The sequence below is a fragment of the Lentzea terrae genome, from assembly GCF_003265345.1.
Lineage (GTDB): Bacteria > Actinomycetota > Actinomycetes > Mycobacteriales > Pseudonocardiaceae > Lentzea > Lentzea terrae.
Window position 1 is genome coordinate 165,351 of the sequence record NZ_QFWW01000034.1, and the last position, 24,980, is coordinate 190,330.

At 68.4% G+C, this 24,980-nt stretch carries 24 protein-coding genes and 1 riboswitch; of the genes, 14 read left to right on the forward strand and 10 right to left on the reverse strand.

All coding sequences use genetic code 11. From position 1 onward, the window contains the following. Window positions 1–77 precede the first annotated feature (77 nt). From garA to gcvP, 6 genes are all read left to right on the forward strand, one after another. Complete coding sequence (gene garA / locus DI276_RS42535; protein ID WP_030476302.1) at window positions 78–536, forward strand: glycogen accumulation regulator GarA; 459 nt, start codon at window positions 78–80, stop codon at window positions 534–536. 3 nt (window positions 537–539) lie between these two features. Continuing rightward, complete coding sequence (locus tag DI276_RS42540) at window positions 540–1,127, forward strand: MerR family transcriptional regulator (RefSeq protein WP_408610628.1); 588 nt, start codon at window positions 540–542, stop codon at window positions 1,125–1,127. 124 nt (window positions 1,128–1,251) lie between these two features. Beyond that, window positions 1,252–1,725 carry a bifunctional nuclease family protein gene (locus tag DI276_RS42545; RefSeq protein WP_030468959.1) on the forward strand — a complete coding sequence of 158 codons (474 nt, stop codon included), beginning with the start codon at window positions 1,252–1,254 and terminating at the stop codon, window positions 1,723–1,725. A gap of 305 nt (window positions 1,726–2,030) precedes the next feature. Further along, window positions 2,031–2,597: a MerR family transcriptional regulator gene (locus tag DI276_RS42550; RefSeq protein WP_112274664.1), complete on the forward strand. Its 567-nt coding sequence runs from the start codon at window positions 2,031–2,033 to the stop codon at window positions 2,595–2,597. 79 nt (window positions 2,598–2,676) lie between these two features. Further along, window positions 2,677–3,447: a Clp protease N-terminal domain-containing protein gene (locus tag DI276_RS42555; protein WP_157985313.1), complete on the forward strand. Its 771-nt coding sequence runs from the start codon at window positions 2,677–2,679 to the stop codon at window positions 3,445–3,447. A gap of 56 nt (window positions 3,448–3,503) precedes the next feature. Then, window positions 3,504–3,599, forward strand: a riboswitch (glycine riboswitch). A 160-nt stretch (window positions 3,600–3,759) separates the two neighbouring features. Beyond that, window positions 3,760–6,651 carry an aminomethyl-transferring glycine dehydrogenase gene (gene gcvP / locus DI276_RS42560; protein WP_112274668.1) on the forward strand — a complete coding sequence of 964 codons (2,892 nt, stop codon included), beginning with the start codon at window positions 3,760–3,762 and terminating at the stop codon, window positions 6,649–6,651. A gap of 43 nt (window positions 6,652–6,694) precedes the next feature. On the opposite strand, the gene DI276_RS42565 is transcribed toward gcvP, so the two are convergent. The 4 genes from DI276_RS42565 to DI276_RS42580 are packed head-to-tail and all read right to left on the reverse strand — an operon-like array spanning window position 6,695 to window position 8,542. Next, on the reverse strand, window positions 6,695–6,874 hold the full coding sequence (locus DI276_RS42565) for a hypothetical protein (RefSeq protein WP_112274670.1): 180 nt from the start codon (window positions 6,872–6,874) through the stop codon (window positions 6,695–6,697). 12 nt (window positions 6,875–6,886) lie between these two features. Then, the gene (locus tag DI276_RS42570) at window positions 6,887–7,480 is read right to left on the reverse strand and encodes a class I SAM-dependent methyltransferase (RefSeq protein WP_112274858.1); all 594 of its coding nucleotides are present in this window, start codon (window positions 7,478–7,480) and stop codon (window positions 6,887–6,889) included. Window positions 7,481–7,502: 22 nt separating this feature from the next. Further along, window positions 7,503–8,162 (reverse strand): maleylpyruvate isomerase N-terminal domain-containing protein, encoded by a 660-nt coding sequence (locus DI276_RS42575; protein ID WP_112274672.1) that lies wholly within the window; start codon window positions 8,160–8,162, stop codon window positions 7,503–7,505. A gap of 2 nt (window positions 8,163–8,164) precedes the next feature. Beyond that, window positions 8,165–8,542 (reverse strand): DUF3224 domain-containing protein, encoded by a 378-nt coding sequence (locus tag DI276_RS42580; protein ID WP_112274674.1) that lies wholly within the window; start codon window positions 8,540–8,542, stop codon window positions 8,165–8,167. Between the two features lie 49 nt (window positions 8,543–8,591). Between DI276_RS42580 and DI276_RS42585 the strand changes: the two genes are divergently transcribed. Next, window positions 8,592–9,563, forward strand: coding sequence for a helix-turn-helix transcriptional regulator (locus DI276_RS42585; protein ID WP_112274676.1), 972 nt, complete (start codon window positions 8,592–8,594; stop codon window positions 9,561–9,563). Continuing rightward, window positions 9,551–10,363 carry an aldo/keto reductase gene (locus DI276_RS42590; protein WP_112274678.1) on the forward strand — a complete coding sequence of 271 codons (813 nt, stop codon included), beginning with the start codon at window positions 9,551–9,553 and terminating at the stop codon, window positions 10,361–10,363. The genes DI276_RS42585 and DI276_RS42590 overlap by 13 nt, the downstream gene beginning before the upstream one ends. On the opposite strand, the gene DI276_RS42595 is transcribed toward DI276_RS42590, so the two are convergent. The 3 genes from DI276_RS42595 to DI276_RS42605 all read right to left on the reverse strand — a co-directional run bounded on the left by DI276_RS42595 (window position 10,350) and on the right by DI276_RS42605 (window position 14,206). Next, a complete protein-coding gene (locus DI276_RS42595) occupies window positions 10,350–11,507 on the reverse strand; it encodes a glycosyltransferase (RefSeq protein WP_112274680.1) in 1,158 nt (385 codons plus the stop codon). The genes DI276_RS42590 and DI276_RS42595 overlap by 14 nt on opposite strands. 111 nt (window positions 11,508–11,618) lie before the next feature. After that, a complete protein-coding gene (locus DI276_RS42600; RefSeq protein ID WP_112274682.1) occupies window positions 11,619–13,325 on the reverse strand; it encodes a substrate-binding domain-containing protein in 1,707 nt (568 codons plus the stop codon). Between the two features lie 65 nt (window positions 13,326–13,390). Beyond that, a complete protein-coding gene (locus DI276_RS42605) occupies window positions 13,391–14,206 on the reverse strand; it encodes a 3-methyladenine DNA glycosylase (protein ID WP_232837309.1) in 816 nt (271 codons plus the stop codon). A 76-nt stretch (window positions 14,207–14,282) separates the two neighbouring features. On the opposite strand from DI276_RS42605, the gene DI276_RS42610 reads away from it, so the two are divergent. After that, entirely contained in the window at window positions 14,283–14,729 is a 447-nt protein-coding gene (locus DI276_RS42610; protein ID WP_112274686.1) for an iron chaperone, read from the forward strand. On the opposite strand, the gene DI276_RS42615 is transcribed toward DI276_RS42610, so the two are convergent. The 3 genes from DI276_RS42615 to DI276_RS42625 are packed head-to-tail and all read right to left on the reverse strand — an operon-like array spanning window position 14,726 to window position 15,769. After that, a complete protein-coding gene (locus DI276_RS42615; protein ID WP_112274688.1) occupies window positions 14,726–14,971 on the reverse strand; it encodes a hypothetical protein in 246 nt (81 codons plus the stop codon). The two genes, DI276_RS42610 and DI276_RS42615, sit on opposite strands and share 4 nt — an antisense overlap. 10 nt (window positions 14,972–14,981) lie before the next feature. Then, window positions 14,982–15,347: an Imm63 family immunity protein gene (locus DI276_RS42620; protein ID WP_112274690.1), complete on the reverse strand. Its 366-nt coding sequence runs from the start codon at window positions 15,345–15,347 to the stop codon at window positions 14,982–14,984. Continuing rightward, window positions 15,344–15,769 (reverse strand): winged helix-turn-helix transcriptional regulator, encoded by a 426-nt coding sequence (locus DI276_RS42625; protein WP_112274692.1) that lies wholly within the window; start codon window positions 15,767–15,769, stop codon window positions 15,344–15,346. The genes DI276_RS42620 and DI276_RS42625 overlap by 4 nt, the downstream gene beginning before the upstream one ends. An 80-nt stretch (window positions 15,770–15,849) precedes the next feature. Here DI276_RS42625 and DI276_RS42630 point away from each other — a divergent pair, with 80 nt between their 5' ends. The 5 genes from DI276_RS42630 (at window position 15,850) to DI276_RS42650 (ending at window position 24,958) form a co-directional block, all read left to right on the forward strand. Further along, window positions 15,850–16,506 carry an SDR family oxidoreductase gene (locus DI276_RS42630; RefSeq protein ID WP_112274694.1) on the forward strand — a complete coding sequence of 219 codons (657 nt, stop codon included), beginning with the start codon at window positions 15,850–15,852 and terminating at the stop codon, window positions 16,504–16,506. A 113-nt stretch (window positions 16,507–16,619) separates the two neighbouring features. Then, window positions 16,620–18,068, forward strand: coding sequence for a multicopper oxidase family protein (locus DI276_RS42635; RefSeq protein WP_112274696.1), 1,449 nt, complete (start codon window positions 16,620–16,622; stop codon window positions 18,066–18,068). Window positions 18,069–18,222: 154 nt separating this feature from the next. Beyond that, window positions 18,223–21,342: an efflux RND transporter permease subunit gene (locus tag DI276_RS42640; RefSeq protein WP_112274698.1), complete on the forward strand. Its 3,120-nt coding sequence runs from the start codon at window positions 18,223–18,225 to the stop codon at window positions 21,340–21,342. Continuing rightward, complete coding sequence (locus DI276_RS42645; RefSeq protein WP_112274700.1) at window positions 21,335–21,775, forward strand: hypothetical protein; 441 nt, start codon at window positions 21,335–21,337, stop codon at window positions 21,773–21,775. The genes DI276_RS42640 and DI276_RS42645 overlap by 8 nt, the downstream gene beginning before the upstream one ends. A gap of 6 nt (window positions 21,776–21,781) precedes the next feature. Beyond that, complete coding sequence (locus tag DI276_RS42650) at window positions 21,782–24,958, forward strand: efflux RND transporter permease subunit (RefSeq protein WP_112274702.1); 3,177 nt, start codon at window positions 21,782–21,784, stop codon at window positions 24,956–24,958. The last annotated feature ends 22 nt before the right edge of the window (window positions 24,959–24,980 follow it).

Genomic DNA, 24,980 nt, shown 5'->3' on the forward strand with positions numbered 1-24,980 from the left:
GCCGCTCCTCGGGTGGCGACCCGAACGCGATAGGTTTTACCGGAAGTGACGGATCCAGCAGCAGGAGGAGAGCTCAGGTGAGCACGAACGACGGCCCAGGCGTTCCGCCGGAGCAGTCCCCGGAGCGGACCTCCGTCTTCCGGGCGGACTTCCTCCAGGAGATGGAGGGCGGCGCCGAGGCGCCCGCCCAGGAGCCGGCCGTTGCCGGCGTTGACGCCCTTCCCGCCGGTTCCGCGCTGCTCGTGGTGAAGCGCGGCCCGAACGCCGGTTCCCGGTTCCTGCTGGACCGCGACACGACGAGCGCCGGGCGCCACCCCGACAGCGACATCTTCCTGGACGACGTGACGGTCTCGCGCCGCCACGCCGAGTTCCGCCGGGAGAGCGGCGAGTTCGTCGTCATCGACGTTGGCAGCCTCAACGGCACCTACGTCAACCGCGAGCCGGTCGACCAGGCCGTCCTCGCGAACGGCGACGAGGTCCAGATCGGCAAGTTCCGCCTCGTCTTCCTGACGGGTCCTGGCTCCGCGGGAGCCTGACGAGTGCCGGCCGGGCGGCCACAACGTGGGGGACTGAGCATCGGGGCGGTGCTTTCGCAGCTCCGCCCCGAGTTCCCAGAGGTCACCATCTCCAAGATCCGCTTCCTGGAAGCGGAGGGGCTGGTCCGCCCGGCGCGCACGGCCTCCGGCTACCGCCAGTTCTCCACGGCGGACGTCGAGAGGCTGCGTTTTGTGCTGTCCGCACAACGCGACAGATACCTGCCCCTCAAGGTGATCCGCGAACAGCTCGACGCCGCCCAGGTGGACTCCACTGCGGTTACGCGCGTGGAACTGCTGGCCCAGACCGGAATCAGCGCCGAACAGCTGTCCCAGCTGGAACGTGACGGTCTGCTGCGCGCCGGTCCGGGTGGCCGGTTCACCACCGAAGACATCACCGCGCTCCGCACGATCCGGACGATGACCGGACTCGGCGTCGAGCGCGAACACCTGCGCGCTGTTCGCGCTGCGGCGGACCACGAGGTGGTTCTGCTGAAGTCTTTCTCAGATCCCGAGACGGTCCGGGAATTGGCTGACCTGTTCACCTCGTTGCACACGTTGTTGGTAAGAGCAGGCTTGCGCCAATCATCTTGATCACTTTCTGCCCGCAACGATTGAGCACACGGCCCGCTTGGCGGGTAGCGTCGAACGCATACGCCGGGGGATGCTCGGAGACGTTCCGGGTACTCCCCAACGAGTCAGAGGGAGGCGAGACCCGATGAGCGAGATGCGCGTCGTGGGCGTCCGGGTGGAGCTGCCCCAGAACCAGCCGATCCTCCTGCTGCGCGAAACCGAGGGTGAGCGCTACCTGCCGATCTGGATCGGCTCGGTCGAGGCCACGGCCATCGCACTCGAGCAACAGGGCGTACGGCCGGCCCGCCCGCTGACACACGACCTGCTCAAGGACGTCATCGGAGCGCTGGGCCGCAACCTCGAGCAGGTGCGGATCACCGACCTGCAGGAGGGCACCTTCTTCGCCGAGCTCGTGTTCGACGGCGACGTGCGGGTCTCCGCGCGGCCCTCGGACTCGGTGGCCCTGGCGTTGCGCGTCGGCGTGCCCATCCACGCCGAGGAGTCGGTGCTGGCAGAAGCCGGCCTGATCATCCCCGACGAGCAGGAGGACGAGGTCGAGAAGTTCCGCGAGTTCCTCGACTCGGTCTCGCCGGAGGACTTCCGCGGCGCCGACACCTGAGTTTTGCAGTGTGTCGCTGTCTGTCTCGTTTGGAACCGCGGTAACCCACCGGCATGTCGCTCATTCGGGCTACTTTCTGCTCGATTTGCTCGCTAAACGATCACTAAACGTCACCTGAACGTGTTAGTTCGGGTGACGGTATGACTCTCCACTTGAGGTTGAGGGTCGACACTCCCCGCGCGTCGCGTTGACCTGCCCTCTGACCGGTCTTACCGTCGAACTCGAGTGGACGTCGCTGGTTTGCGTGAGCTGACGTAGCGGCTTGACGGCCATGAGTTTCGTGGCCGTTCCGAGGGGAGGCAGGCGTGGTCGAGGAAGCGCCCGTTCGGGCCGAATCCGGGCAGCAGGGTGAGCTGTTCCCGGACTCCTCGCTGCCGGACGAGCTCGTCGGCTACCGGGGTCCCGCGGCGTGTCAGATCGCGGGCATCACGTACCGGCAGCTCGACTACTGGGCCAGGACCGGGCTCGTCGCTCCGACGGTGCGGATGGCTCACGGCTCCGGCAGCCAGCGGTTGTACTCCTTCAAGGACATCCTGGTGCTGAAGGTGGTCAAGCGGCTGCTGGACACCGGGGTCTCGCTGCAGAACATCAGGGTCGCGGTCGACCACCTGCGCCGCCGCGGCGTGCAGGACCTGGCTCGCATCACCCTCTTCTCGGACGGCACGACCGTCTACGAGTGCACCTCTCCGGAAGAGGTCGTCGACCTGCTGCAGGGCGGTCAGGGCGTGTTCGGCATCGCGGTGTCCGGTGCGATGCGGGAGATCAGCGGCACGATCCACGAGTTCCCGGCCGAACGTGCGGACGGCGTGGAGATCGCTCCCATGACGGAGGACGAGCTGGCCCGTCGCCGGCGGGAACGCGCGACCGGCTGAGCGAACGTGGCCGACTGGCTCTCCCTCGTGGCCGGTCGGCAGCAGCGTTGTGATCATGGCGCTCCCTAGCGTTGAGCGCATGAACTGCACACCCTCCGCGCAGGTCGTGAAGGTGCTCGCGGCCGCGGTGCGGCGAGCGTCCCAGCAGGGGGCCGGCTTCGTCAGCTGGACCGATGACGACAGCGGTGTCCTCGCCGAGCCTGATCCGGACGTCATGGCGCTGATGCGCACCGCCCACCACCACGCTCGCGTCGATCCGGCGTTGCCGCTGAGCCGCGCGCTGGACGAGCGCTTGCGGGCCGCGATCGCCGAGGCCGGCGACGGCGTGCTGACCACGGCCCATCTGTCGCCGGGGCTCAAGGGTGCGGAACCGGAGGAAGCTCCGGTCGTGTGGCTGCTGCGCAAGGCAGGGGCGCTGGAAGGCGACTCCGGTGGCTGGTACGTGCGTTGGCTGACCAAGCTCGCCGCGCGCGGCGGCGGACCGGTGCTGCCGGCCGTGCGCGCCGAGGCCGAGCGGCTCGCGGTGGCCGCCGGACGCACGGAGGCCACGGCCGCGGACCTGGTGGCGGCGGTGCTGACGATCGACCACCAGCTGACCGTCGCTGGACGACGCTTGCGCCAAGAGTTCGAGTCCGGCGGCGCGGCGGCGTTGCGTGCGGCTGGCGTGGATCCGGCCACGTTGCCGGCCGCGACCGGGGCCGGGATCGAGCGGTTCATCGAGGGCGCGAGGCTCGTCGCGGCCCAGCGCGGAGACGACGTCGTGGGCACCGCGCACCTGCTCATGGCGGTGCGCGACGACCTGCTGGACCCGGTCGGGCGGGTGCTGCGAGGTCTCGCTGTTGAGACGTAGGTCGCGTCCCTAGCGACTAGCCGGGCTGCCTGCGGGTATTCTTCGCGGGTAGTCGCTGAACTCAGGCGGGAGAGACCGGGTTTCGAGCCCGGCGCCGAAGGAGCAAGTCCCTCCCCGGGAACCTCTCAGGCATCCAGGACCGCCAGAGCGAGACGCCTCTGGAAAGTGGACCTCTGTGCTTGATCATTTGGGGTCCCGCCGACGGTGAAAGCCCGTGCAGTTGCGGGTGAACCTCTCAGGCGCCCGATGTCGGGTACGGACAGAGCGGGGAGGGCACAAGACACGTGTGCCCGCAGCCCCCGGAGGCGTTTGATGACGCAGGACCGCATTCCACTCGCCGCTCTCGAGCACGGCACCCCGTTCGCCGACCGGCACGTCGGTCCGCGCCCCGCTGAGCTCGCCCGCATCCTCGACGTCATCGGCGTCGGGTCGCTGGAGGAGCTGGCGCAGCACGCGGTGCCGTCGTCCATTCACGAGCGCGACCTCGTGCTCGACCTGCCGGCGCCGGCCACCGAGACCGAGGCGCTCGCCGAGCTGCGTGCGCTCGCGGCGCAGAACCGGCCGATGACGCAGATGATCGGCCTCGGCTACTACGACACCGTCACGCCGGGCGTCATCCTGCGCAACGTCCTCGAGTCGCCCGCCTGGTACACGGCCTACACGCCGTACCAGCCGGAGATCTCGCAGGGCCGCCTCGAAGCGCTGCTGAACTTCCAGACCATGGTCGGCGACCTGACCGGCCTGCCGGTGGCGAACGCGTCCATGCTGGACGAGTCGACCGCCGCCGCCGAGGCGATGACCCTGGTGCGCCGCGCGGGCCGCTCGAAGTCCAACAAGTTCGTCATCGACGCCGACACGCTGCCGCAGACGCTGGCCGTGATCGAGACACGCGCCGAGCCGCTCGGCATCGAGATCGTCGTCGCCGACCTGTCGCAGGGCATCGAGGGCCTCGGCCTGGGCGGCGACTTCTTCGGCGTGCTGCTGTCGTACCCCGGCGCGTCCGGTGTGGTGCGCGACCAGGCCGCGCTCATCGAGGAGATCCACGCGGCGGGCGCGCAGGCCGTCGTGGCTGCCGACCTGCTGGCGTTGACGCTGCTGCGCGCGCCCGGCGAGATCGGCGCGGACGTCGTCATCGGCACCACGCAGCGCTTCGGCGTGCCGATCGGGTTCGGTGGCCCGCACGCCGGTTACATGGCCGTGCGGTCCGGCTTGGAGCGTCAGCTGCCCGGCCGTCTCGTGGGTGTCTCGGTCGACGCCGACGGTTCGTTGGCCTACCGCTTGGCCCTGCAGACGCGCGAGCAGCACATCCGCCGCGAGAAGGCCACGTCGAACATCTGCACCGCGCAGGTGCTCCTGGCCGTGATCGCGTCCATGTACGCGGTCTACCACGGTCCCGAGGGCCTGCGGGCGATCGCGACCCGCGTGCACCGCCTGGCGACCGTGCTCGCCACCGGCCTGTGCGAGGCCGGTCTGGACGTCGTGCACGGCGAGTTCTTCGACACCGTCCAGGTGCGCGTCGAGGGTCGCGCGGCTGAGGTCGTTTCGAAGGCCCGTGAGGCCGGCATCAACCTGCGTCAGGTCGACGCCGACGTCGTGGCGATCGCTTGCGACGAGAAGACGACGCGGGCGCACCTCGTCGCGGTGTGGGAAGCCTTCGGTGTCACGGGGTCCGATGTGGACGCCATCGACGCCGACACCGCGGACGGCATCCCGGCCGACCTGCGCCGCACGTCCGACTACCTGACCCACCCGGTCTTCCACGCGCACCGCTCCGAGACCGCGCTGCTGCGCTACCTGCGTGCGTTGTCCGACAAGGACGTCGCTCTGGACCGCAGCATGATCCCGCTCGGTTCCTGCACGATGAAGCTGAACGCCACCGCGGAGATGGAGTCCATCACGTGGCCGGAGTTCTCGACGCTGCACCCGTTCGCGCCCGTCGAGGACGCGGCCGGTCTGCTTCGCATTGTTTCCGATCTTGAAGCTTGGCTCGCCGAGGTCACCGGCTACGACGCGGTTTCCCTGCAGCCCAACGCCGGTTCGCAGGGCGAGTTCGCCGGTTTGCTGGCGATCCGCGCGTACCACCGCGCGAACGGCAACGCCGACCGCGACGTCTGCCTGATCCCGTCGTCCGCGCACGGCACCAACGCCGCGTCCGCCGTCATGGCCGGCATGCGCGTCGTCGTCGTGAAGTGCGACGACAAGGGCAACATCGACATGGGCCACCTGCGCTCCACGGTCGCCGAGCACGCCGACGACCTCGCCGCGATCATGATCACCTACCCGTCGACCCACGGCGTGTACGAGGACACCGTCCGCGAGGTCTGCGGCCTGGTCCACGACGCGGGCGGCCAGGTGTACGTCGACGGCGCGAACCTCAACGCCCTGATCGGCCTGGCGCGCTACGGCAAGTTCGGCTCGGACGTCTCGCACCTGAACCTGCACAAGACGTTCTGCATCCCGCACGGCGGCGGTGGCCCCGGCGTCGGCCCGATCGGCGTCCGTTCGCACCTCGCGCCGTTCCTGCCGAACCACCCGCTGCAGCCGACCGCCGGTCCCGCCACGGGTGTCGGCCCGATTTCCGCGGCCCCGTGGGGTTCCGCGTCGATCCTGCCGATCTCGTGGGCGTACGTGCGCATGATGGGCGGCGACGGCCTGCGTCGCGCGACCCTGACCGCCGTGGCCGCCGCGAACTACGTGGCGCGTCGCCTCGACGAGCACTACCCGGTCCTCTACACCGGTGAGGGCGGCTTCGTCGCCCACGAGTGCATCCTCGACCTGCGGCCTTTGACGAAGGCCACCGGCGTGACGGTGGACGACGTGGCGAAGCGTCTCGCCGACTACGGCCTGCACGCCCCGACGATGTCGTTCCCGGTCGCCGGCACGCTGATGGTCGAGCCCACCGAGTCCGAGGACCTGGCCGAGATCGACCGGTTCATCGACGCCATGATCGCCATCAAGGGCGAGATCGACCGCGTCGGCGCCGGCGAGTGGCCCGTAGAGGACAACCCGCTGCGCAACGCCCCGCACACCGCGGCCTGCGTGACCGTCGGCGAGTGGAACCACCCGTACACCCGCGAGGAGGCCGTCTACCCGGCCGGCACTTCGGCTCCGAAGATCTGGCCGCCGGTCCGCCGCATCGACGGCGCGAAGGGCGACCGCAACCTGGTCTGCTCCTGCCCGCCGCTCGACGCGTACAGCAGCTGATCCGTCTGGTGGAAAGGGGCGCACTCGGGGGTGCGCCCCTTTCTCATGCACCAGAAGGGCAGACGGGGTCGCCGCAGTCCTCGTCCTCGCTGATGCCGGGCTTGTTCAGGTCGTGCTCGAACGCGTAGTGGAAGCACTCGAAGTGCATGCGTTCGAAGATCTCGTAGTCGTCCTGGCTCAGCTCGACGGTCTCACCGCACCGCTGGCAGATCTGGTCGTTCACCGGCAGATGGTCTCACCCGCGCCGGGCGAAGACGACCGCGCCGTCGTCGCCGAGCAGCCACTGCGCCTCGACGTCGAACCCGGCGTCCCGCAACCACCGCGCCACCCGCTCCGGCCGGCGCAGGTGGACGTGCACCCGCATCGGATGCCCGCCGTAGCCCTGCGTCTTCAGCCGCGTCTCGTCGCCGACGTGGAAGCCGAGCTGCAGCAACCCGTTGGGCGCCAGCGCTTCCCGGAAGTGCCCGAACACCACGGGCACCTCCTCGTCCGGCACGTGGATCAACGACCACCAGGCGATGATGCCGCCGAGCGGGCCGGTGAGCGGCTCGGTCATCGACCCCACCTCGAACCGCAGCCCGGGGTGGTTGCGGCGGGCCAGCTCGATCATCGCGGGGGAGAGGTCGATCCCGAACGCGTCCACGCCGAGCTCGTGCAGGCGCGCCGTGATCGTGCCGGGCCCGCACCCGACGTCGGCGACCGGACCGCGCACCTGCTCCGCGAACAACCGCAGCGCCGCCTGCAGATGTGGCAGTCCGGCCAGCAAATCCCGCGTCTGGTCGGCATAACTGACCGCCACCGTGTCGTACGAGTCCCTCGTGTCGATCATCCAGTCGCTCACGACCGGCAGGCTACTCGTCGAACGGCTCCGGCCGGTGCCGCCCGAACAACGCCAGCGCGGCGATCCACGTGTCCGGGTCGCCGTCCCAGTCCATCGCCTTGATCTGATCGACCGACCGCCGCCCGCCGATGGCCCGCATCAGCTCGAACGACGTCGTCCGCAACGTCCCCTCGGGCTCACCGTGCCCGAGCACCCGATCCCCGTGCTCCAGCGTGATCCGCAACGCCGGCACGTCGTTGTCCCGCATCCGCTGATCCAGCTGCTGCAACGGTTTCGTCAACGCCGCCCGCACCGCCACGCCGTCCCGGTCGCCGGGAGCCTTCAGCGCCGCACGGAGATCGTGCTCGTGCTGGACGACCTCCGAGATCAGCACGGATCCCATGGGGGAGTCGAACAACGGCTCGGCGAGCTCGCGGTTCGCGTCCCACTCGGCGAAGGCGTCGTCCAGCGTGTTGGCCCTGCGGTCGCGGACCTGCCGTTCGCCCCACTCGCCGGACTCGACGCCGTCGAACCGGCGGTCCACGAAGTCACGCAGACCGCCGGCCAGATGCGCCACCACGTCCTTGACGGACCAGCCCGGGGTCGCCGCCACGGGCGTCTGCGGGTCGCTGCCCTGAACGAGCTCGGTGATCCGCTGTTTGGTCGCGTCGTAGACGGGGGCGTTGGTCATCGTCAGACCTCGTACTCCAGGGTGTAGGTGCCGCTGCCATCCTCCGCCCAGTCGACCGTCGCCGCACCTCGCGCGCCCGCGTAGGCGCCGGTGCCGTCCAGGATCTCGATCACGGCCTCGACGCCGGTCCGGTACGCGCCGACGTGCCGCAGCACCAGCGTGCCCCCGTCGGCCGTGATCTCCTCGAGCGCCGTCGTCCAGGCCACGTCGTCGCCGTAGGACATGAGGTACCGGCAGCTGCCCGTACCGGTGACGTCGCCCGTGTAGGTGAACTCGACGTGCGCCTCGGTGAGCTTGCGGCCCTCGACCTCTTTGTAGTCGCGGCCGTCCCAGGTCTGCTCGTCCCAGCTCTTCACCGCGATGGTTCCAGTTGCCTTCATGTGGACCACTCTGCTGGCAGATCCTGACAGTTCGTGTCAGGTTTAACGCGTGAAGTCCAGCCGCCTCATCCAAGTTCTCCTGCTCCTCCAGTCGAGGGGCCGGATGACGGCGGACGAGCTGGCTGCAGAACTCGAGGTCTCGCCGCGCACGATCTACCGCGACATCGAGGCGTTGAGCGGTGCCGGCATCCCGATCTACGCCGACCGCGGCCCCACCGGCGGCTACCAGCTGATCGACGGCTACCGCACCCGCCTGACCGGCCTGACCAGCGCCGAGGCCCAGTCGCTGTTCCTGGCCGGCCTGCCGGGTCCCGCCGAAGAGCTGGGCCTGAAGGAGTTCGCCGCGGCCGCCCAGCTCAAGCTGCTGGCCGCGCTCCCGACCGAGCTGAGGTCCCGCGCCGAGCAGATCCGCCAGCGCTTCCACCTGGACACCCCGACGTGGTTTCGCGGCGACGAGCCCACCGAACACCTCGCCACGATCGCCGACGCCGTCTGGGAGCAGCGGCGCGTGCGCATGACCTACCAGCGCTGGGGCAACCAGACGGTCGAGCGCGAGGTCGACCCGTACGGCCTGGTCCTGAAGGCGGGCACCTGGTACTTCGTCGGCAGCGGTCGCACCTACCGGGTGTCGCGCGTGCTGGCCCTGGAGGCCACTGCGGAGGGCTTCGAACGACCGGCGGACTTCGATCTCGCCGCGTTCTGGGCCGAGTGGTCGGAGCAGTTCGAGGCACGCATGTACGGCGAGCGCATCACGGTCCGGATGACGCGAGCCGGCCTCGACAAGACCCAGTACCTGCTCAGCGGCTATCAGGCCCGCGTGATCCGGCAGCTCGCGCCGGAGCCGGGGGAGGAGTTCGGTTTCCCGACCGAGTCGACCAGGCACGCCCTCGCTGACCTGCTCAAATTCGGCGCCGATGTGGAAGTGATCGCCCCAAACGAGCTGAGACACGAAATCTTCGAGGTCATCAAGGCGATGCACGACGTCTACAACGATGCCAAGCTACGCGCATGGTTCCGCTGATCTCGTTGAACAACGGAGTACGGATCCCTCAACTCGGCTTCGGCGTCTTCCAGGTGCCGGAGGACCAGGTGGCCGGTGCGGTCACGACGGCGATCGAAGCCGGCTACCGCAGCATCGACACGGCGGCCGCCTACCGCAACGAGTCCGGGGTCGGCGACGCCATCGCCGGCGTCCCCGACCTGTTCATCACGACCAAGCTGTGGAACTCCGACCAGGGCTACGACTCGACACTGCGCGCGTTCGACGAGAGCATGCGCCGCCTGCGTCGCGACGTGCTCGACCTCTACCTCATCCACTGGCCGACCCCGTCGCGCGACCTCTACGCCGAGTCCTGGCGCGCGTTGGAACAGCTCTACGCCGACGGCCGGGTCCGCGCCATCGGCGTCTCGAACTTCCACACGCGACACCTGCAGCGGCTCTTCGACGAGTTCCCGACCACCCCGGCGGTGAACCAGATCGAGCTGCACCCGTTGCTGCAGCAGGAAGAGATGCGCAAGGTCCACGTGACCCACAAGATCGTCACCGAGGCCTGGTCACCGCTCGCCCAGGGCGCGCTGCTGAACAAGCCGGATCTCACCGGCCTGGCCGAGAAGTACGGCAAGACCCCGGCCCAGATCGTGCTGCGCTGGCACGTCCAGCTCGGCAACGTCGTGATCCCGAAGTCCGTCACGCCGTACCGGATCAAGGAGAACATCGACATCTTCGACTTCGAGCTGGCGCAGGACGACATGACCGTGATCGCCGAGCTCGACAACGGCACGCGAACCGGCCCGGACCCGGACCGCTTCAACGTCGCCTGAGCAGCTCCTCGATGTGGTTCGCCGCTGTGGCCGCGCCACCGGCCGCCTTGATCGCGCCGCCCAGTTGCCGGGCGCGTTCGCGGTGGCGCGGCTCCGACAGCACCTGATCAACGGCTTGCTCGAGGGACTTCGGTCTCCTGCGGGTGATTCCGGCTCTTGATCTGGCCACGCGTGCGGCCACCTGGGCCTTGTCCAGCTCACCGGGCACGACGACGAGCGGTACACCCGCCGCCAACGCAGCCAGCACGCCGCCCCACCCGCCGTTGGTGATCATCAGGTCAGTTCGGGGTAGTAACAGGTCGTGGGGGATGAACTCTGCAGCACGCACGTTGTCCGGCAGTGCTCCGAGGGTTCTGACCGGCGCGCCTCCGGTGGTGGCCACCACCAGCGCGTCGTGGCCGGCGAGCGCCTCGATCGCGGGCTTCAGCAGGTCGTCCGCGCCGGTCTCCAGCGTCCCCTGGGTCACGTGCACGACGGTCCGCCCGTCGAGATCGGACCACCAGTCGGGCAGGCCGATCGGCTTCGCGGGACTGACCAACCGTCCGACGAACTGGGTTTGGTGAGGTGGTTGCACGGTCTCGAGGTGCCGGACCCCTTGTGCCAGCACGAGTTCCGGCGAGTAGAACGCTTCCAGCGCGCCTGGTTTGGGCTTGAGGCCGACCTCCGCGCGCATGCGGTTGAACATTCCGTCGACGATCAACCTCGACACCACGCGGGCGAACGGGCGGCTGGCGACCAGCGGCGTCACCGCGACCGTCGCCCACGGCACGTTCCTGATCTCGGCGGCCATCGCGGCCCCGAACGCCAGGTGATCCGTGACCACCAGGTCGAACTCGGCTTCCAGGACATCCTTCGCCTGCGCCGCACCGGTTCCGACCAGCACGTCGCGGACGTTCGCGAAGTTCGACCGCATGCCCTTGCCGTCGCCGACGCTCGGGAACGCCTTGTTGAGCTCGGCGTCGTCGAAGTCCGGCGCGTGTTGCCACGGCAACCACTGCGCGCCCTCGAACTTGTCGCGGTATTTGGCGCCCGTGTAGGCGACGACCTCGTGCCCGCGCCTGACCAGCTCACCCGACACCGCCGCCATCGCGCCGACGTGCCCCGCGAACGGCAGTGACGCGATCAGAATCCGTGCGTCCCCCATGACGGGGCAACGACCAGCGTTGCCGCGCAGTTCCCCTATGGCTGCGCACCACACACACGACTCTGGCCGGGTTCCCCCAATTTCAATTCTAGGGGGCGGGTCTGACAGTGGTCAGGCGTTCGTCGACAGGGCCTGTCCGAGCGCGGCTTCGATCCCGTCCACGTTCTCCACCACGGACACCGAACCGCCGGTCGTCGTGGCGATGTCCGTCAGCGCGCCCTTGTCGACCTCGCCGCCGATCGCGATGAAACTGATCGCCAAGTCCTTGCCGTGCAAGCGACTCTTCAACGCGGCGAGGTCGATCCCGCCGTCCGAGGTGCCGTCGGTGATCACCACGACCCGATTGATCCGCCCGGCCACAAAACCGTCGTGCGCCGCCTCGTAGCAGGCCGCCAGCGAGGTGTAGAGCTGGGAGCCGTCAGAGGTCTTCAGCCCGTCGATCGACCGGCGCAGTGCGTCGCGCTTCTCCGTCACCGGCCCGGTGCCGACCAGTTGCTTGTAGGGCTTGGAGCCGTCCAGGTCGCGCGCGAACTCCCAGAGCCCGAACGACCCGGACACCGATCTGTCCACCTGACCGCGCAGCGCGGCCTTCACCTTGTCCAGCCTGGGTTTCATCGACGTCGACACGTCGGCCAGCACCGTCACGACCTGCCCGCCGCGATCGGCCGAAGCCCACGCCGACGAGATCTGCTGTGTCGTGACAGCGTCGGCGGCAACGAGGTTCTCCGTGACCGGAGACCAGGACACGCCGGGGGAGCGCGACGGTCGGTCCTGAGTGGACTCGACGCGCAAGCCGCCGGTTGCCAGGATCTTCTGTTGCGCGGGCTGGGTCATGAACTCGCGGAACGCCTGCGCCGCACGCACTTCCGCCTCGCCGACCGCGGAACCGCCCAGCGCGATGTACGGGAAGTCCGCCATCGGTGTCGGGCCCACCGGAAGCACGCCCACGAGCGGCTTCGACGGCGCTTCCTTGCCGGTGTTGTGCTTGTAGAGGTCCACTTCGGACACCGGCGTGACGCTGAAGCCCGCCGCGTTGACCGTGGCGCTGTCACCCAAGCGTCGCAACGCATCGCGCGTCGTCGGCGGTACCTCCGGCGGCACGGTGGCGGCGAGCTTGGACAGCGCTGCCTTGGCCGCGTCCGAACCCAGCGACTCGGCCGTCACCGGTCCCTTGCCGCCGGCCAGCGCCGACTGGATCGCCAGCGCGGACGCCGTGTTCGCGGACGGGTCCGGCATCGCGACGCTGAAGCGGCCCCAGCCCTGGCCGAACTTCTGCCAGTCCGTGACCTCCGGCATGTCGGTCCACTTGAAGTCCTTCAGCACCGGCGCGGCCGCCTCGGGCGCGGCCAGCAGCACGGGGGAGGTGCCGATGGACTTCGGTGCCGAGCCGACCAGCTTCGCGTTCAGCGCCGTCAGCCGGTTCGCCCACAACGTCGAGTCGGGCAGCCACGCGTGGGGGCGCCCGCCGAGCTTCGTCTCGTCCCAGTTGGTCGTCAGGCCCTCCAGCACGGCCGACGAGTCCGCGGAGGTGACCTCGACTGCGATGCAGTGGTCGTACACAACGGGCCGCGTGGCGCTCCATGCGCGCGCGACGTCCGCAACCGACTCGGCAACGCTCGGCGTGGCGGCCACGCGCAGCACCGAGTTGCCCTCGCTGCAGTTCTGCGCCAACGCCCTGGCACGGCTGTCGAGCACACCGCCGGCCCACGACCAAGCGAGCCAGCCGAGGCCGATCAACACGACGAACACGACGATGAGCACGGGCCACTTGGCGATCCCGCGCCGCACCCTCGCCCGCAGCGCGCGGTGTCGAGACATCGATCCCTCACAACTACTCAGCGGCCCCCGGACGACCAGCCAATCACGCTAACAGGTGAACTCCGTCAGCGAAGTGAAGTCACTGAGTGTATCGACTGGCACACGAAGATGAGCCGTTCTCGCAACGGTTGCGCCCGCTCAGCGAACGCCGCCTGCCGCCGCACGTACTCCGCGCGCCCGTCCGGGGTCTCGATCGGCACCGGCTCGTAGCCCAGCCCTGCCAGGTCGTACGGGGACGCCTGCATGTCGAGTTCGCGCACGTCAGCGGCCAGTTCGAAGCAGTCGGCGACCAGGTCGGACGGCGTCGCCGGCTCCAGCTTGTACGCCCACTTGAACAGGTCCATGTTCGCGTGCAGGCACCCCGGCTGCTCGTTCGCGACCTGGTCCTCCCGCGTGGGCTGAATGGCGTTGCGAGGCCGCGCGGGCTGCGTGAAGAACCGGAACGCGTCGAAGTGCCCGCACTGGATCCGGCTCGCCTCGACCAACTGGTCGGTCCCGTCGCTGCCGAGCCGCAACGGCCACGCGTTGTGCCGGACCTCCTCCGGCTGCTGGCGGTAGACCATCGCCCATTCGTGCAGCCCGAAGCACCCCAGCCGCGCCGGCCGGCTCAGCGTGGCCGTGAGCAGCTCCCGCACGAACTCCACGGTCTTCTGGCGCTGTTGGCTGAAGCTCTCGACGTCGAGCGTCACGCCGTCCGGAGTGGCCTTGTAGTGCGGAAACTCCAGATACTCGGCCGCGTCCTCGAGGACGATGCCCGGCCCCGGATGCCACCGTTCCAGCCTGATCGGCCGATGGCTGTAGTACGTGAAGAGGAAATCCATCACCGGGTGCTTCTCTTTGCGAAGCTTCCGCTCCTGGTGCGGCCCGGTGAACCGGCGCATGCGCGCGACGTGCGCATCACGCAATTCGTGCCATTCGGCTCGTTTCAGGACCTCCACGAGCGATTACCGTACGCGCATGGTGCAGAGCAAAGCCTCCACGGTCGCCGAGTACCTCGCCGAACTGCCTGATCAGCAGCGTGCCGAGGTCAGCGCTGTGCGCGACGTCATCGTCGCCAACCTCCCCGACGGCTACGTCGAGGGCATGCAGTGGGGAATGATCACCTGGCACGTGCCGCTGGAGGTGAGCGGCCCGACCTACAACAAGCAGCCCCTGAGCTACGTGGCCCTGGCCGCCCAGAAGAACTACTACTCGGTCTACCTCACCACCGTGAACGGCCCCGGCGAGGACTCGTTCCGCTCCAGGTACGCGACCACCGGCAAGAAGCTCGACATGGGCAAGTCCTGCGTCCGCTTCAAACGCGCCTCGGACCTGGCCCTCGACGTCATCGGCGAGGAGATCACCCGCCACTCGGTCCGCGACTTCCTCGACTGGCACCGCGCAAACGGCTCGGTGAAGACCTAAAGCGGCGGCACCAGCCCGTTGAACGTCCGCGCGCCGTTGCAATGCGGGCACTCCCGCCCGTTGTCCACGGTCCGCGGCGCACCGCCGATGAGCGCCAGCGTGGGCGACGCGATGTAGCTGGCGCCTCCGCACAGGTGGCAGACCGTGCGCGGTTCGGGCGTGACGGCGAAGAGGTCGTCCGGGTCTTCCTCGTCCTCGAAGTCGTCGTCCTCGGCGAACTCGTCCTCGTCGTCCTCACTCATGGTGCACAACCTAGTGGGTCGGCCGGGATGCACGCGCACGCTCCGCCCAGCGCGGGTCCAGCGTGCCGAGCAGCTCCTCCTGCCGCCGGAACGCCGTGAACCGCTGCTCCTCGCCGGGAACCGGGTGCTGCACGGCCCACGAGTACGCCATCGTCCGCGTGACCTCGAACAGCGCCCAGTACAGGATCTCGTCGAGCTTCGTCGTCTCCTTCGCGAACAGCCGCTGCCCGCGCTCGTACGCGACCAGCCGGTAGACCGGCCCCTCCGACACCTCGATGAACGGGTGGCCACCGTCGAAGTTCTCGAACCCGACCATCCACGAAGCGCCGATCTGCTGCCGCAGAGCCTCCAGCCGGGTGGCCAGCTCGGACTTCACGACGCCGCCGAAGAACGGGTCAGCGACTCCATGGAAGCCTCGCCGCCGCACGACGCGCACACGACGCGTGGCTCCAGCAGGTGCCCACAAGAGTGCTCGTACACGAGCGGGAGGGGCCCCTCGGTCACGTAGGCGTCGCCCCACTCCTTGAGCATCAGGAGCACGTTGTGCAGCGCGCGGCCCGCGTCGGTCAGGTGGTACTCGTGCCGTGGCGGATGCGAGGAGTACTGGTGCTTCTCCAGCACGCCGAACGCGACCAGCTTCTTCAGCCGCGCGGCGAGCACGTCGCGGGAGGCGCCGGTGTTCGCGGCGATCTGGTCGAAGCGGGTGTTGCCGAAGAAGACCTCGCGCAACGCCAGCAGTGACCAGCGTTCGCCGACTACCTCCAGCGCGTTCGCGACGGAGCAGCTTCGAGGGGCCATGTGACCATCCTAGCAGTGGGTTGGCAAATCCAACTGACTGCCGCTACGGTTAGTTGGAAATCCCAACTCAGGAGGTAGAGATGGAACTCAACGGTGTTGCGGTGCTGGTGACCGGTGCCAACCGCGGGCTCGGCCGGGCGTTCGCCCAGGAGTTGCGGAAGCGCGGGGCGAAGGTCTACGCCGGTGCGCGCAATCCGGCGTCCGTTGTGGACGAGGGCGTGGTCCCGGTTCAGCTGGACGTGACCGACGATGCGTCCGTCGCGGCCGCGGCCAAGGCGCTCGGCGACGTCTCGATCGTGATCAACAACGCCGGGGTGGCCGTCGGCGGCGCGGATGTTGACAGCATCAAGGCAGAATTCGACGTCAACTTCTACGGGCTCGTCCGCACGACGGACGAGTTCGCACCCATTCTGAAAGCCAATGGCGGTGGCGTGCTCGTCAACGTGCTGAGCGTGCTGTCGTTCATCGGCTGGCCTGGTGCGCGCGGCTACGCGGCGTCCAAGGCGGCCGGGTGGTCGCTCACCCAGTCGACGCGGGAAGCGTTGCGAGAGCAGGGAACTCGCGTCATCGCCGTGCACGCCGGGTTCATCGACACGGACATGGCGTCCGGAGTCGACGCCCCGAAGATCGCGCCGGAGGACGTCGTTTCCCAGGTGCTGCAAGCGATTCAGAACGGTGATGACGAGGTGCTCGCGGACGACCTCACTCGTTCGGTGAAAGCCGCACTGGCCTCTTGAGACGGTTTCGGGACTAGGTGTTCCCCCTGAGCGTCCGGCGTAGGTTTCCGCCGCATCCGAACCGCTGCGGGAGCGTTCTCACGCATCCGCCTGGGGCGCTTAGGGGAACAACGATGCTCAACAGACGAGGCGTGCTCGCCGCGGGTGGTCTCGCGGCAGGCGTTTTCGGTGTGCCGCAACTGCTCACGCCCGCTCAGGGGCACGAAGCGCACGGGACTGAGTTTCAGGAGTCGAAGACCTTCACCGGAGCCAAACCGGAGATAGTGCCGTGGACACGGCCGATGCCCGTGCCGCCGGTGCTCAGACCACTGGTGTCGACACCGAAGCAGGAGATCTACCAGCTCTCGATCGACCGGACGACCGCGGAGATCCTGCCCGGCCTGCAGTCGCCCGTCATGGGGTTCGGCGGGCAGTTCGTGGGCCCGACGATCAAGGCGAAGACCGGTCGCAAAACGCTGATCATGCTGCAGAACAAGATGGACGAGGCCGCCAACGTCCACCTGCACGGCGGGCACGTGCCGGCCGAGCACGACGGCCACCCGAAGGATCTCGTCGAGCCCGGCCGCACCCGGCTCTACCTCTACCCGAACACCCAGCAGGGCACGACCCTCTGGTACCACGACCACAGTCACGGCAACGAGGCCGCACACGTCTACTTAGGACTGCACGGCGCCTACGTCATCGAGGACGACTCCGAGCGCGCGCTGAACCTGCCGTCCGGCGCGTACGACGTCCCGATCCTGTTGCGCGACATCCAGTTCGACGACAGCGGCAACATCGTGGTCTTCGACGACCCGGCCAAGCGCACGGTCGTCCTCGCGAACGGCGTCCCGCAGCCCTACTTCGAGGTCGCCGCGCGCAAGTACCGGTTCCGCCTGATCAACTCCGCCAACCAGCGCGTCTTCAAGCTCAGGCTGACCGGCGACACGTTCACCCGCATCGGCTCCGACGGCGGCCTGCTCGCCAATTCCGTCGAGGCGGAGGAGCTCATCCTCTCCTCCGCCGAACGGACTGACGTCGTCATCGACTTCACGAAGTACCCGGTCGGCACCAAAGTCCTCCTGACCGACGCCGCCGCGGGCGAGATCCTGCGCTTCGACGTCGTCCGCCGCGCCTCGGACTCGAGCCGCGTCCCCGCCGTGCTGCGCCCGCTGCCCGCGATGCCACTCTCCACAGTGGACCGCGAGGTCGACCTGGCGTTCGTCTTCAAGCCCAACGAGCGCCCGGACGGCGTGATCAACGGCAAGGTCTTCGACATGGACCGCGTCGACTTCACGATCAAGCGCGGCTCCACCGAGACGTGGCTCATCAAGAGCTCCGACCCGGCCGGCGTCAAGCACAACTTCCACCTGCACCTGGTCCAGTTCCGCGTGCTGGAGCGCAACGGCGGCCCGCCCCTGCCGAGCGACGCGGGCCTCAAGGACACGATCCCGATCAGCGCGGGCGAGACCGTCAAGGTGCAGGCCACGTTCACCGGCTACACCGGCCGCTACGTCTACCACTGCCACTTCCTCGAGCACTCGTGGATCGGCATGATGGCGCAGCTCGAAATCGTGCCCTGAGCCGAGTGGAGGAGTCCCCGCGCGAACGGCCGAGGCCGCCCAGGTGACGAGCACGGTGTGAGAGGACTATGAGGCTGCTATGAGCGGCCTGTGACCAGGTGCGTTCATCTTCGCTCCATGCCTGCAGGGTCATCGGAGTGAAGGGTCCCCGGCCATGATGCGTTGGATCGTCGGGTCGAGCCAGAAGTACCGCCGTCTCGTCCTGGCGGTCGCGGTCGCCCTGATCGCGCTCGGCTTCGTGCAGCTGCGCAACAGCAGCGTTGAGGCACTGCCCGAATTCGGGCCAGTGAGGGTCGACGTCCAGGTGGAGGCGCTGGGACTGTCCGCGGAAGAGGTCGAGAACCTCATCACGAACCCCATCGAGAACGAGTTCTTCAACGGGATTCCGTGGCTCGCGAAGCTGGAGTCGCGCACCATTCCCGGTCTCACGTCGATGGAAATGACGTTCGAACCGGGCACGGATCCCATCCGTGCCCGGCAGGTCGTGCAGGAGCGCCTGACCATGGCGCCGGCGCTGCCACAGGCGTCGTCCAAGCCGCCGCTGGTGGTGCAGCCCCTGTCGTCCACCGGCCGGTTGATGATGATCGGGTTGTCGTCCAAGGACAAGTCGCTGATCGACATGTCGCTGTTGTCGCGGTGGACGGTCGTGCCGCGGTTGCTCAGCGTGCCCGGCGTGGCGAACGTGGCGATCTGGGGCTTCCGCGACCGGCAGTTGCAGGTGCAGGTCGACCCGTCACAGCTCGCGACGAACGCCGTGACGCTGGACCAGGTGCTGCGCACGTCGGCCAACGCGCTGTGGGTGTCACCGCTGACGTTCGTCGAGGCGTCCACGCCAGGGCTCGGTGGCTTCGTGGACACGAAGAACCAGCGCATCGAGATCCAGCACAACCAGCCGATCAAGACGGCCGCCGAGCTCGGCAAGGTGACGATCCAGGGTGCGGAGGACCGCGGCCTGAAGCTCGCCGACGTCGCCTCGATCACCGAGGACCACCAGATCCTCATCGGTGACGCGGTCGTCAACGACCAGCCGAACCTGATGCTCGTCGTCGAGCGGTTCCCCGGCAGCAGCGTCTCCGAGGTCACCAAGAACGTCGAGGCCGCGCTGAACGAGCTGCGGCCCGGCCTGCCCGGCGTGCAGATGGACACGACGGTCTACCGGCCGGCGTCGTTCGTCGACCGGATGAAGGAGAACCTGGTCGCGACGCTGCTCATCGGTGCTCTCCTGCTGCTGCTCGTGCTCGGCGCCTTCCTGTTCCACTGGCGCAGCGCGCTGGTCAGCCTCGTCACCGTGGCGGCATCGCTCGGGGCGACCGTGCTCGTCCTGTCCTGGTTCGGAATACCGCTGAACCTGATGACGGTGGCGGGCCTGGTGATGGCGCTGGCTGTGGTGATCGACGACGCCGTCGTGGGTGTGGAGAACGTCCGGCAACGGCTGCGGGAGCGCGGTGAGACGTCCGCCGGCGACGTGATCGGCGCGGCGATCGTCGAGGTGCGGGGGCCGTTGTTCGTCGCGGCGGTCATCACCGCGGTGTCGGTCGTGCCGCTGCTCGTGCTCGACGGTGTGCGGGGCGCGTTCCTCACGCCGGTGGCGGTCGCGTTCCTGATCGCGACGACGGTGTCGCTGCTGAGCGCGTTGATCGTGGCGCCCGTGCTGGCCACGATGCTGCTGGCGAAGGAGTCGTTGGCGCACAAGCCATCCCCGGTCGCGGCCTGGATGGAACGCCGCTACGACGGGCTGGTGTCGTACTTCGTGCGCTTCCGCTTGGCGGGGTACGCGCTCGGTGCGGTGTTGCTGATCGCGGCCGCGGTGGCGCTGCCGTTGCTCGGTGCCCAGCCGCTGGCGCCGACGCTGCAGGAACGCGACGTGCTGATCAAGTGGGAGGCAGCTCCCGGCGCTTCCCGCCCGGAGATGAACCGGATCACGTCCGCGCTCACCGCCGAACTGCGCTCGACGAACGGCGTGCGCAACGCGGGAGCGCACACCGGACGCGCGCTGGCGTCCGACCAGATCGTCAACATCAACTCCGGTGAGGTCTGGGTCAGCATGCGCCCGGAGGCCAACTACGACAGCACCTTGAACGCGGTGCGCTCGGTCGTCGAGGGCTATCCCGGCATCCGCAGCGAGGTGGTCACCTACTCGGACCGCCAGGTCCGTGACGTCCTCAGCCGCGGCACGACCGCCGACCTCGTCGTGCGCGTCTACGGCAACGACTACGGCGTGCTCAACGACAAGGCGAACGAGGTGCTGGGCATCATCAAGGGCATCGAGGGCGTCACCGACCCGCGGATCAACTCGACCGAGGTCCAGCCGACCATGGAGATCGAGGTCCTCGTGGACCGCGCGGCGAAGTACGGCCTCAAGCCCGGCGACGTCCGCAGGCAGTCCGCGACGCTGGTCGCGGCCACCGTGGCGGGCAACCTGTTCGACGACCAGAAGATCTTCGAGGTCGTGGTGTGGGGCAAGCCGGAACTGCGCCGCAACCCCGACTCCGTCAAGAACCTGCTGATCGACGCGCCGACCGGTGGACCGGACGGCGGGCCGACCCAGGTGAAGCTGAGCGAGGTCGCGGACGTCCGGGTCTCGCCGAAGCCCGCGATGATCACGCACGACCAGGTGTCGCGCAGCATCGACGTGGTCGCGAACGTCCGCGGCCAGTCGCTGGCCGACGTCACGGCCACCGTGTCCGACCGCGTCAAGGGTGTGAGCTTCCCGCGTGAACACCACCTCGAGGTGCTCGGCGAGAGCCAGGCCCGGTCGGCGTCGGACTTCCGCGTGTGGACCTACATCGCGGGCGCCGCGGTCCTGATCTACTTCCTGCTCCAGGCGGGTCTGCACAGCTGGCGGCTGGCCACACTGCAGTTCCTCCTGCTGCCGGCGGCTCTGTCGGGTGGCGTGGTGGCCGCCGTGCTCGCCGGGTCCTCGATGTCGGTCGCCGCGTTGCTGGGCCTGCTCGCCGTGCTGGCTGTGGCCGTGCGCACCGGCGTGCTGCAGATCGCTGCGCTGCAAGGACAGGCGGCCACCGGTCCCGATGTCGTGCGGAGTGCGCGAGAACGGTTCACCCCGGCGGTGACCGGACTGCTGGCGACCGGCCTCGTCCTCGTGCCGTTCGCGGTCTACGGCGCCGTGACCGGACTCGAGGTTCTCGCCCCGCTCGCGCTGGTCGTGGTGGGCGGCCTGGTCACCACCGCACTGGTGAACCTGTTGGTGCTACCCGGTCTCTACCCCCAGTTCGCCGCTCACGAGAAGACAGCTGAGGAGAACGCGGATGTCTAGCCAACGATGGGCCGCGGCGGCCCTGATCGTCCTCGGCCTGGGAGCGGCGGGCTGCAACGCCCCCACCTCGGCCACCGGTCCCGCCCAGGAGAAGCCGGCGAAGGTGGAAGCGATCCAGGGCAAGAGCGTGAAGAGCGTGACCCTGACCGACCAGGCTGAGAAACGCGTCGGCGTCGAGACGACCACGGTCGCCACCGCCGCCACCGGAACGGTGGTGCCGTATCAGGCGGTGCTCTACACACCGGACGGCAAGACCTGGGTCTACACCGTCGCCGGAACGCGCCAGTACGTGCGCGAGGAGGTCACCATCGCGAACGTGGGCGGCAACGCGGGCGACGAGGCGTTCCTCTCCTCCGGCCCCAAGGCGGGGACCACGATCGTCAAGATCGGTCTGATCGAGCTGTACGGAGCCGAACTCGGCGTCGGGAAGTAGCCGGCCATGATGCGATGGATCATCGGTTCGAGCCTGAAGCTCAAGTTCCTCGTGGTCGTCGGCGCGTCGATGATGATGTTCTTCGGCATCCTGCAAGTGAAGGACATGTCGATCGACGCGTTCCCGGAGTTCGCGCCGCCCCGCGTGGAAATCCAGACCATCTGCATCGGACTGTCCGCCAAGGACGTCGAAGAGCTCGTGTCGGTGCCGTTGGAACAGGGGCTCAACGGCATCGAGGGACTGACCGCGATGCGGTCGAAGTCCGTGTCCCAGCTGTCGTCGATCGTGATGATCTTCGAACAGGGCACCGACCTGATGAAGGCGAGGCTGCTGATCCAGGAACGCGTCAACGCGATCACGCCGCGGCTGCCGCGGTGGGCGAACCCGCCGTTCATGATCCAGCCGTTGTCGTCGACCAGCCGCGCCATGAAGATCGGCATCTCGCAGGCGGACAAGTCCGACCATGCCCACGTCGACATGGCGCTGCTGGCGTACTGGACGCTGCGGCCGCGGCTGATGCGCGTGCCGGGCGTCGCGAACGCGGCGATCTGGGGCGACCGGTGGCACGTGAAGCAGGCGCTGGTAGACCCGGATCTGATGGTGAAGCACAACGTCACCATGCAGCAGGTGCTCGACTCGGCGGGCAACGCCGTGGACGTCGGGCAGCTGAAGTTCAAGGGTGGCTTCGAGATCGGCACCGGCGGGTACGTCGACACGGCCAACAACCGGTTCCCCGTGCAGCACCAGCTGCCGCAGCTGAGCGGGCAGCAGCTGGCCGAGATTCCGATCGAGACCAAACCCGGCCAGCCGAAGGTCTACCTCAAGGACGTCGCCGAGATCCGCGACGACGTCATGCCGCCGTCCCTGCTGACCGGCGACGCCGTCATCAACGACGGCCTCGGCATCATGATCATCATCGAGAAGCTGCCGTGGGCCAACACGCTGGAGGTCACGAAGGGCGTCGAAGAGGCGATCAAGGACTTCCAGCCGGGCATGCGCGGGCTGGAGGTCGACACCGAGATCTTCCGGCCGGCGACGTTCATCGAGACGTCCGTGGGCAACCTGGGCCGCGCGATGCTGATCGGCTTCGGCCTGGTGGTGCTGATCCTGATCTTCTTCCTGTTCGAGTGGCGGGTCGCGCTGATCAGCGCGATCACGATCCCGTTGTCGCTCATCGCCGCGGGGCTCGTGTTGAACGCCATGGGTGCGACGATCAACGTGATGATCCTGGCAGGCCTGGTCATTGCGCTCGGCGTCCTCGTGGACGACGCGATCATCGACATCGAGAACATCGTGCGGCGAATACGCCAGCACCGCCGTGAGGGCAGTGACAAGTCGACCGCGGCCATCATCCTGGAGGCCTCGATCGAGGTACGCGGCCCGATCGTGCACGCGACGCTGATCATCCTGGCGTCGACGGCACCGGTGTTCCTCCTCAGTGGACTGACGGGTGCGTTCTTCCGGCCGCTGGCGTTCGCGTACGGGTTGTCGATCCTGGCGTCGCTGCTGGTGGCGTTGACGGTGATCCCGGCACTGGCGCTGATCATGCTGCGCAACGCCCCGATCGAGCAGCGCGAGTCGCCGTTGGTGCGGTGGCTGCAACGCGGCTACACGGCACTGCTGGCGAGGATCGTGCCGCGTCCGGGTGTGGCGTACTCGAGTGTGGCCGTGGTGATGGTCGCGGGCATCGCGGTCGCGCCGTTCCTCGGCCAGAACCTGTTCCCCGCGTTCAAGGAACGGGACTTCCTGATGCACTGGGTCGCCCAGCCGGGCACCTCGCGCGAGGAGATGGTCCGCATCACGCAGCAAGCCAGCAAGGAGCTCCGCGCGATTCCGGGCGTGCGCAACTTCGGCGCGCACATCGGCCAGGGCACGCTCGCCGACGAGGTCGTCGGCATGAACTTCACCGAGAACTGGATCAGCATCGCCCCGGAGGTCGACTACGCGAAAACCGTTGCCGCCGTGCAGAAGGTCGTCGACGGCTATCCGGGTCTGCAACGCGACGTGCAGACCTACCTCAAGGAACGCACGAAGGAGGTGCTGACCGGGTCCAGCGACGCGATCACGATCCGGATCTACGGCGACGACCTCGACGGCATCCGGCAGAAGGCCAACGAGGTCAAGGACCTCATGGCCGGGATCGACGGCATCATCGAGGAACACGTGACGCTGCAGACGAACATCCCGCAGGTGGCCGTGGAAGTCGATCTGCAGAAGGCCTCGCAGTACGGGATCTCCCCCGGTGAGGTGCGGCGCACGGCCGCCGCGTTCATCTCCTCCGAGGAGGCCGGCGACATCTGGCGCAACGGCAAGAACACCGAGGTGCACGTGTGGTCGCAGCCCAAGGCCCGCTACAGCGTGGAGTCGGTGCGCCAGTTGCTGATGGACGCGCCGGACGGCCGGAAGGTGCCGATCGGTGACCTCGCCTCGGTGAAGGTCGTGTCCACACCGAACCAGATCCTGCGCGAGAACGGATCACGCCGGATCGACGTGGGCGCCAACGTGGCCGAGGGCGCCGCGCTCGGTGACGTGGCGGGCGAGGTCGAGCGGCGGCTGGCCCAGGTTTCGATGCCCGCCGGGTTCCACGCCGAACTGCTGGGCGAGTACAAGGAGGCCACCGCGGCACAGAACCGGTTGCTGCTCTTCGCCGGTGGCGCGGTGATCGCGATCCTGCTGATCCTGGTGACCGCGTTCGGCAGCTGGCGGCTGGCCGTGCTGGTGATGCTCACGTTGCCGATGGCACTGGCCGGTGGCGTGTTCGGGGCGTGGCTCACCGGCGGGATCCTCTCGCTCGGGTCACTCGTCGGGTTCTTCACGGTGCTCGGCATCGCGGCCCGCAACGGAATCCTGATGATCAACCACTTCCAGCACCTGGAACGGGAGGAGGGTGTGCCGTTCGGCCGCGAGCTCGTGCTGCGCGGCGCCCGCGAACGTCTCGCGCCGATCCTGATGACCTCACTGGCCGCCGGTCTGGCCCTGGTGCCACTGGCCATCGCCGGCGACCTGCCCGGCCACGAGATCGAGCACCCGATGGCGATCGTCATCATCGGCGGCCTCTTCACCTCCACCTTGCTCAACCTCTTCGTGACCCCGTCCCTCTACCTCCGCTTCGCCGCCCCCCGCCGAGCCAAACCAACCCCGTCCCCCGAACCAGCCCCGCCCCCCGAACCGGTCCCGGCCTAGCTGAAAACGATGAACGGCGCTT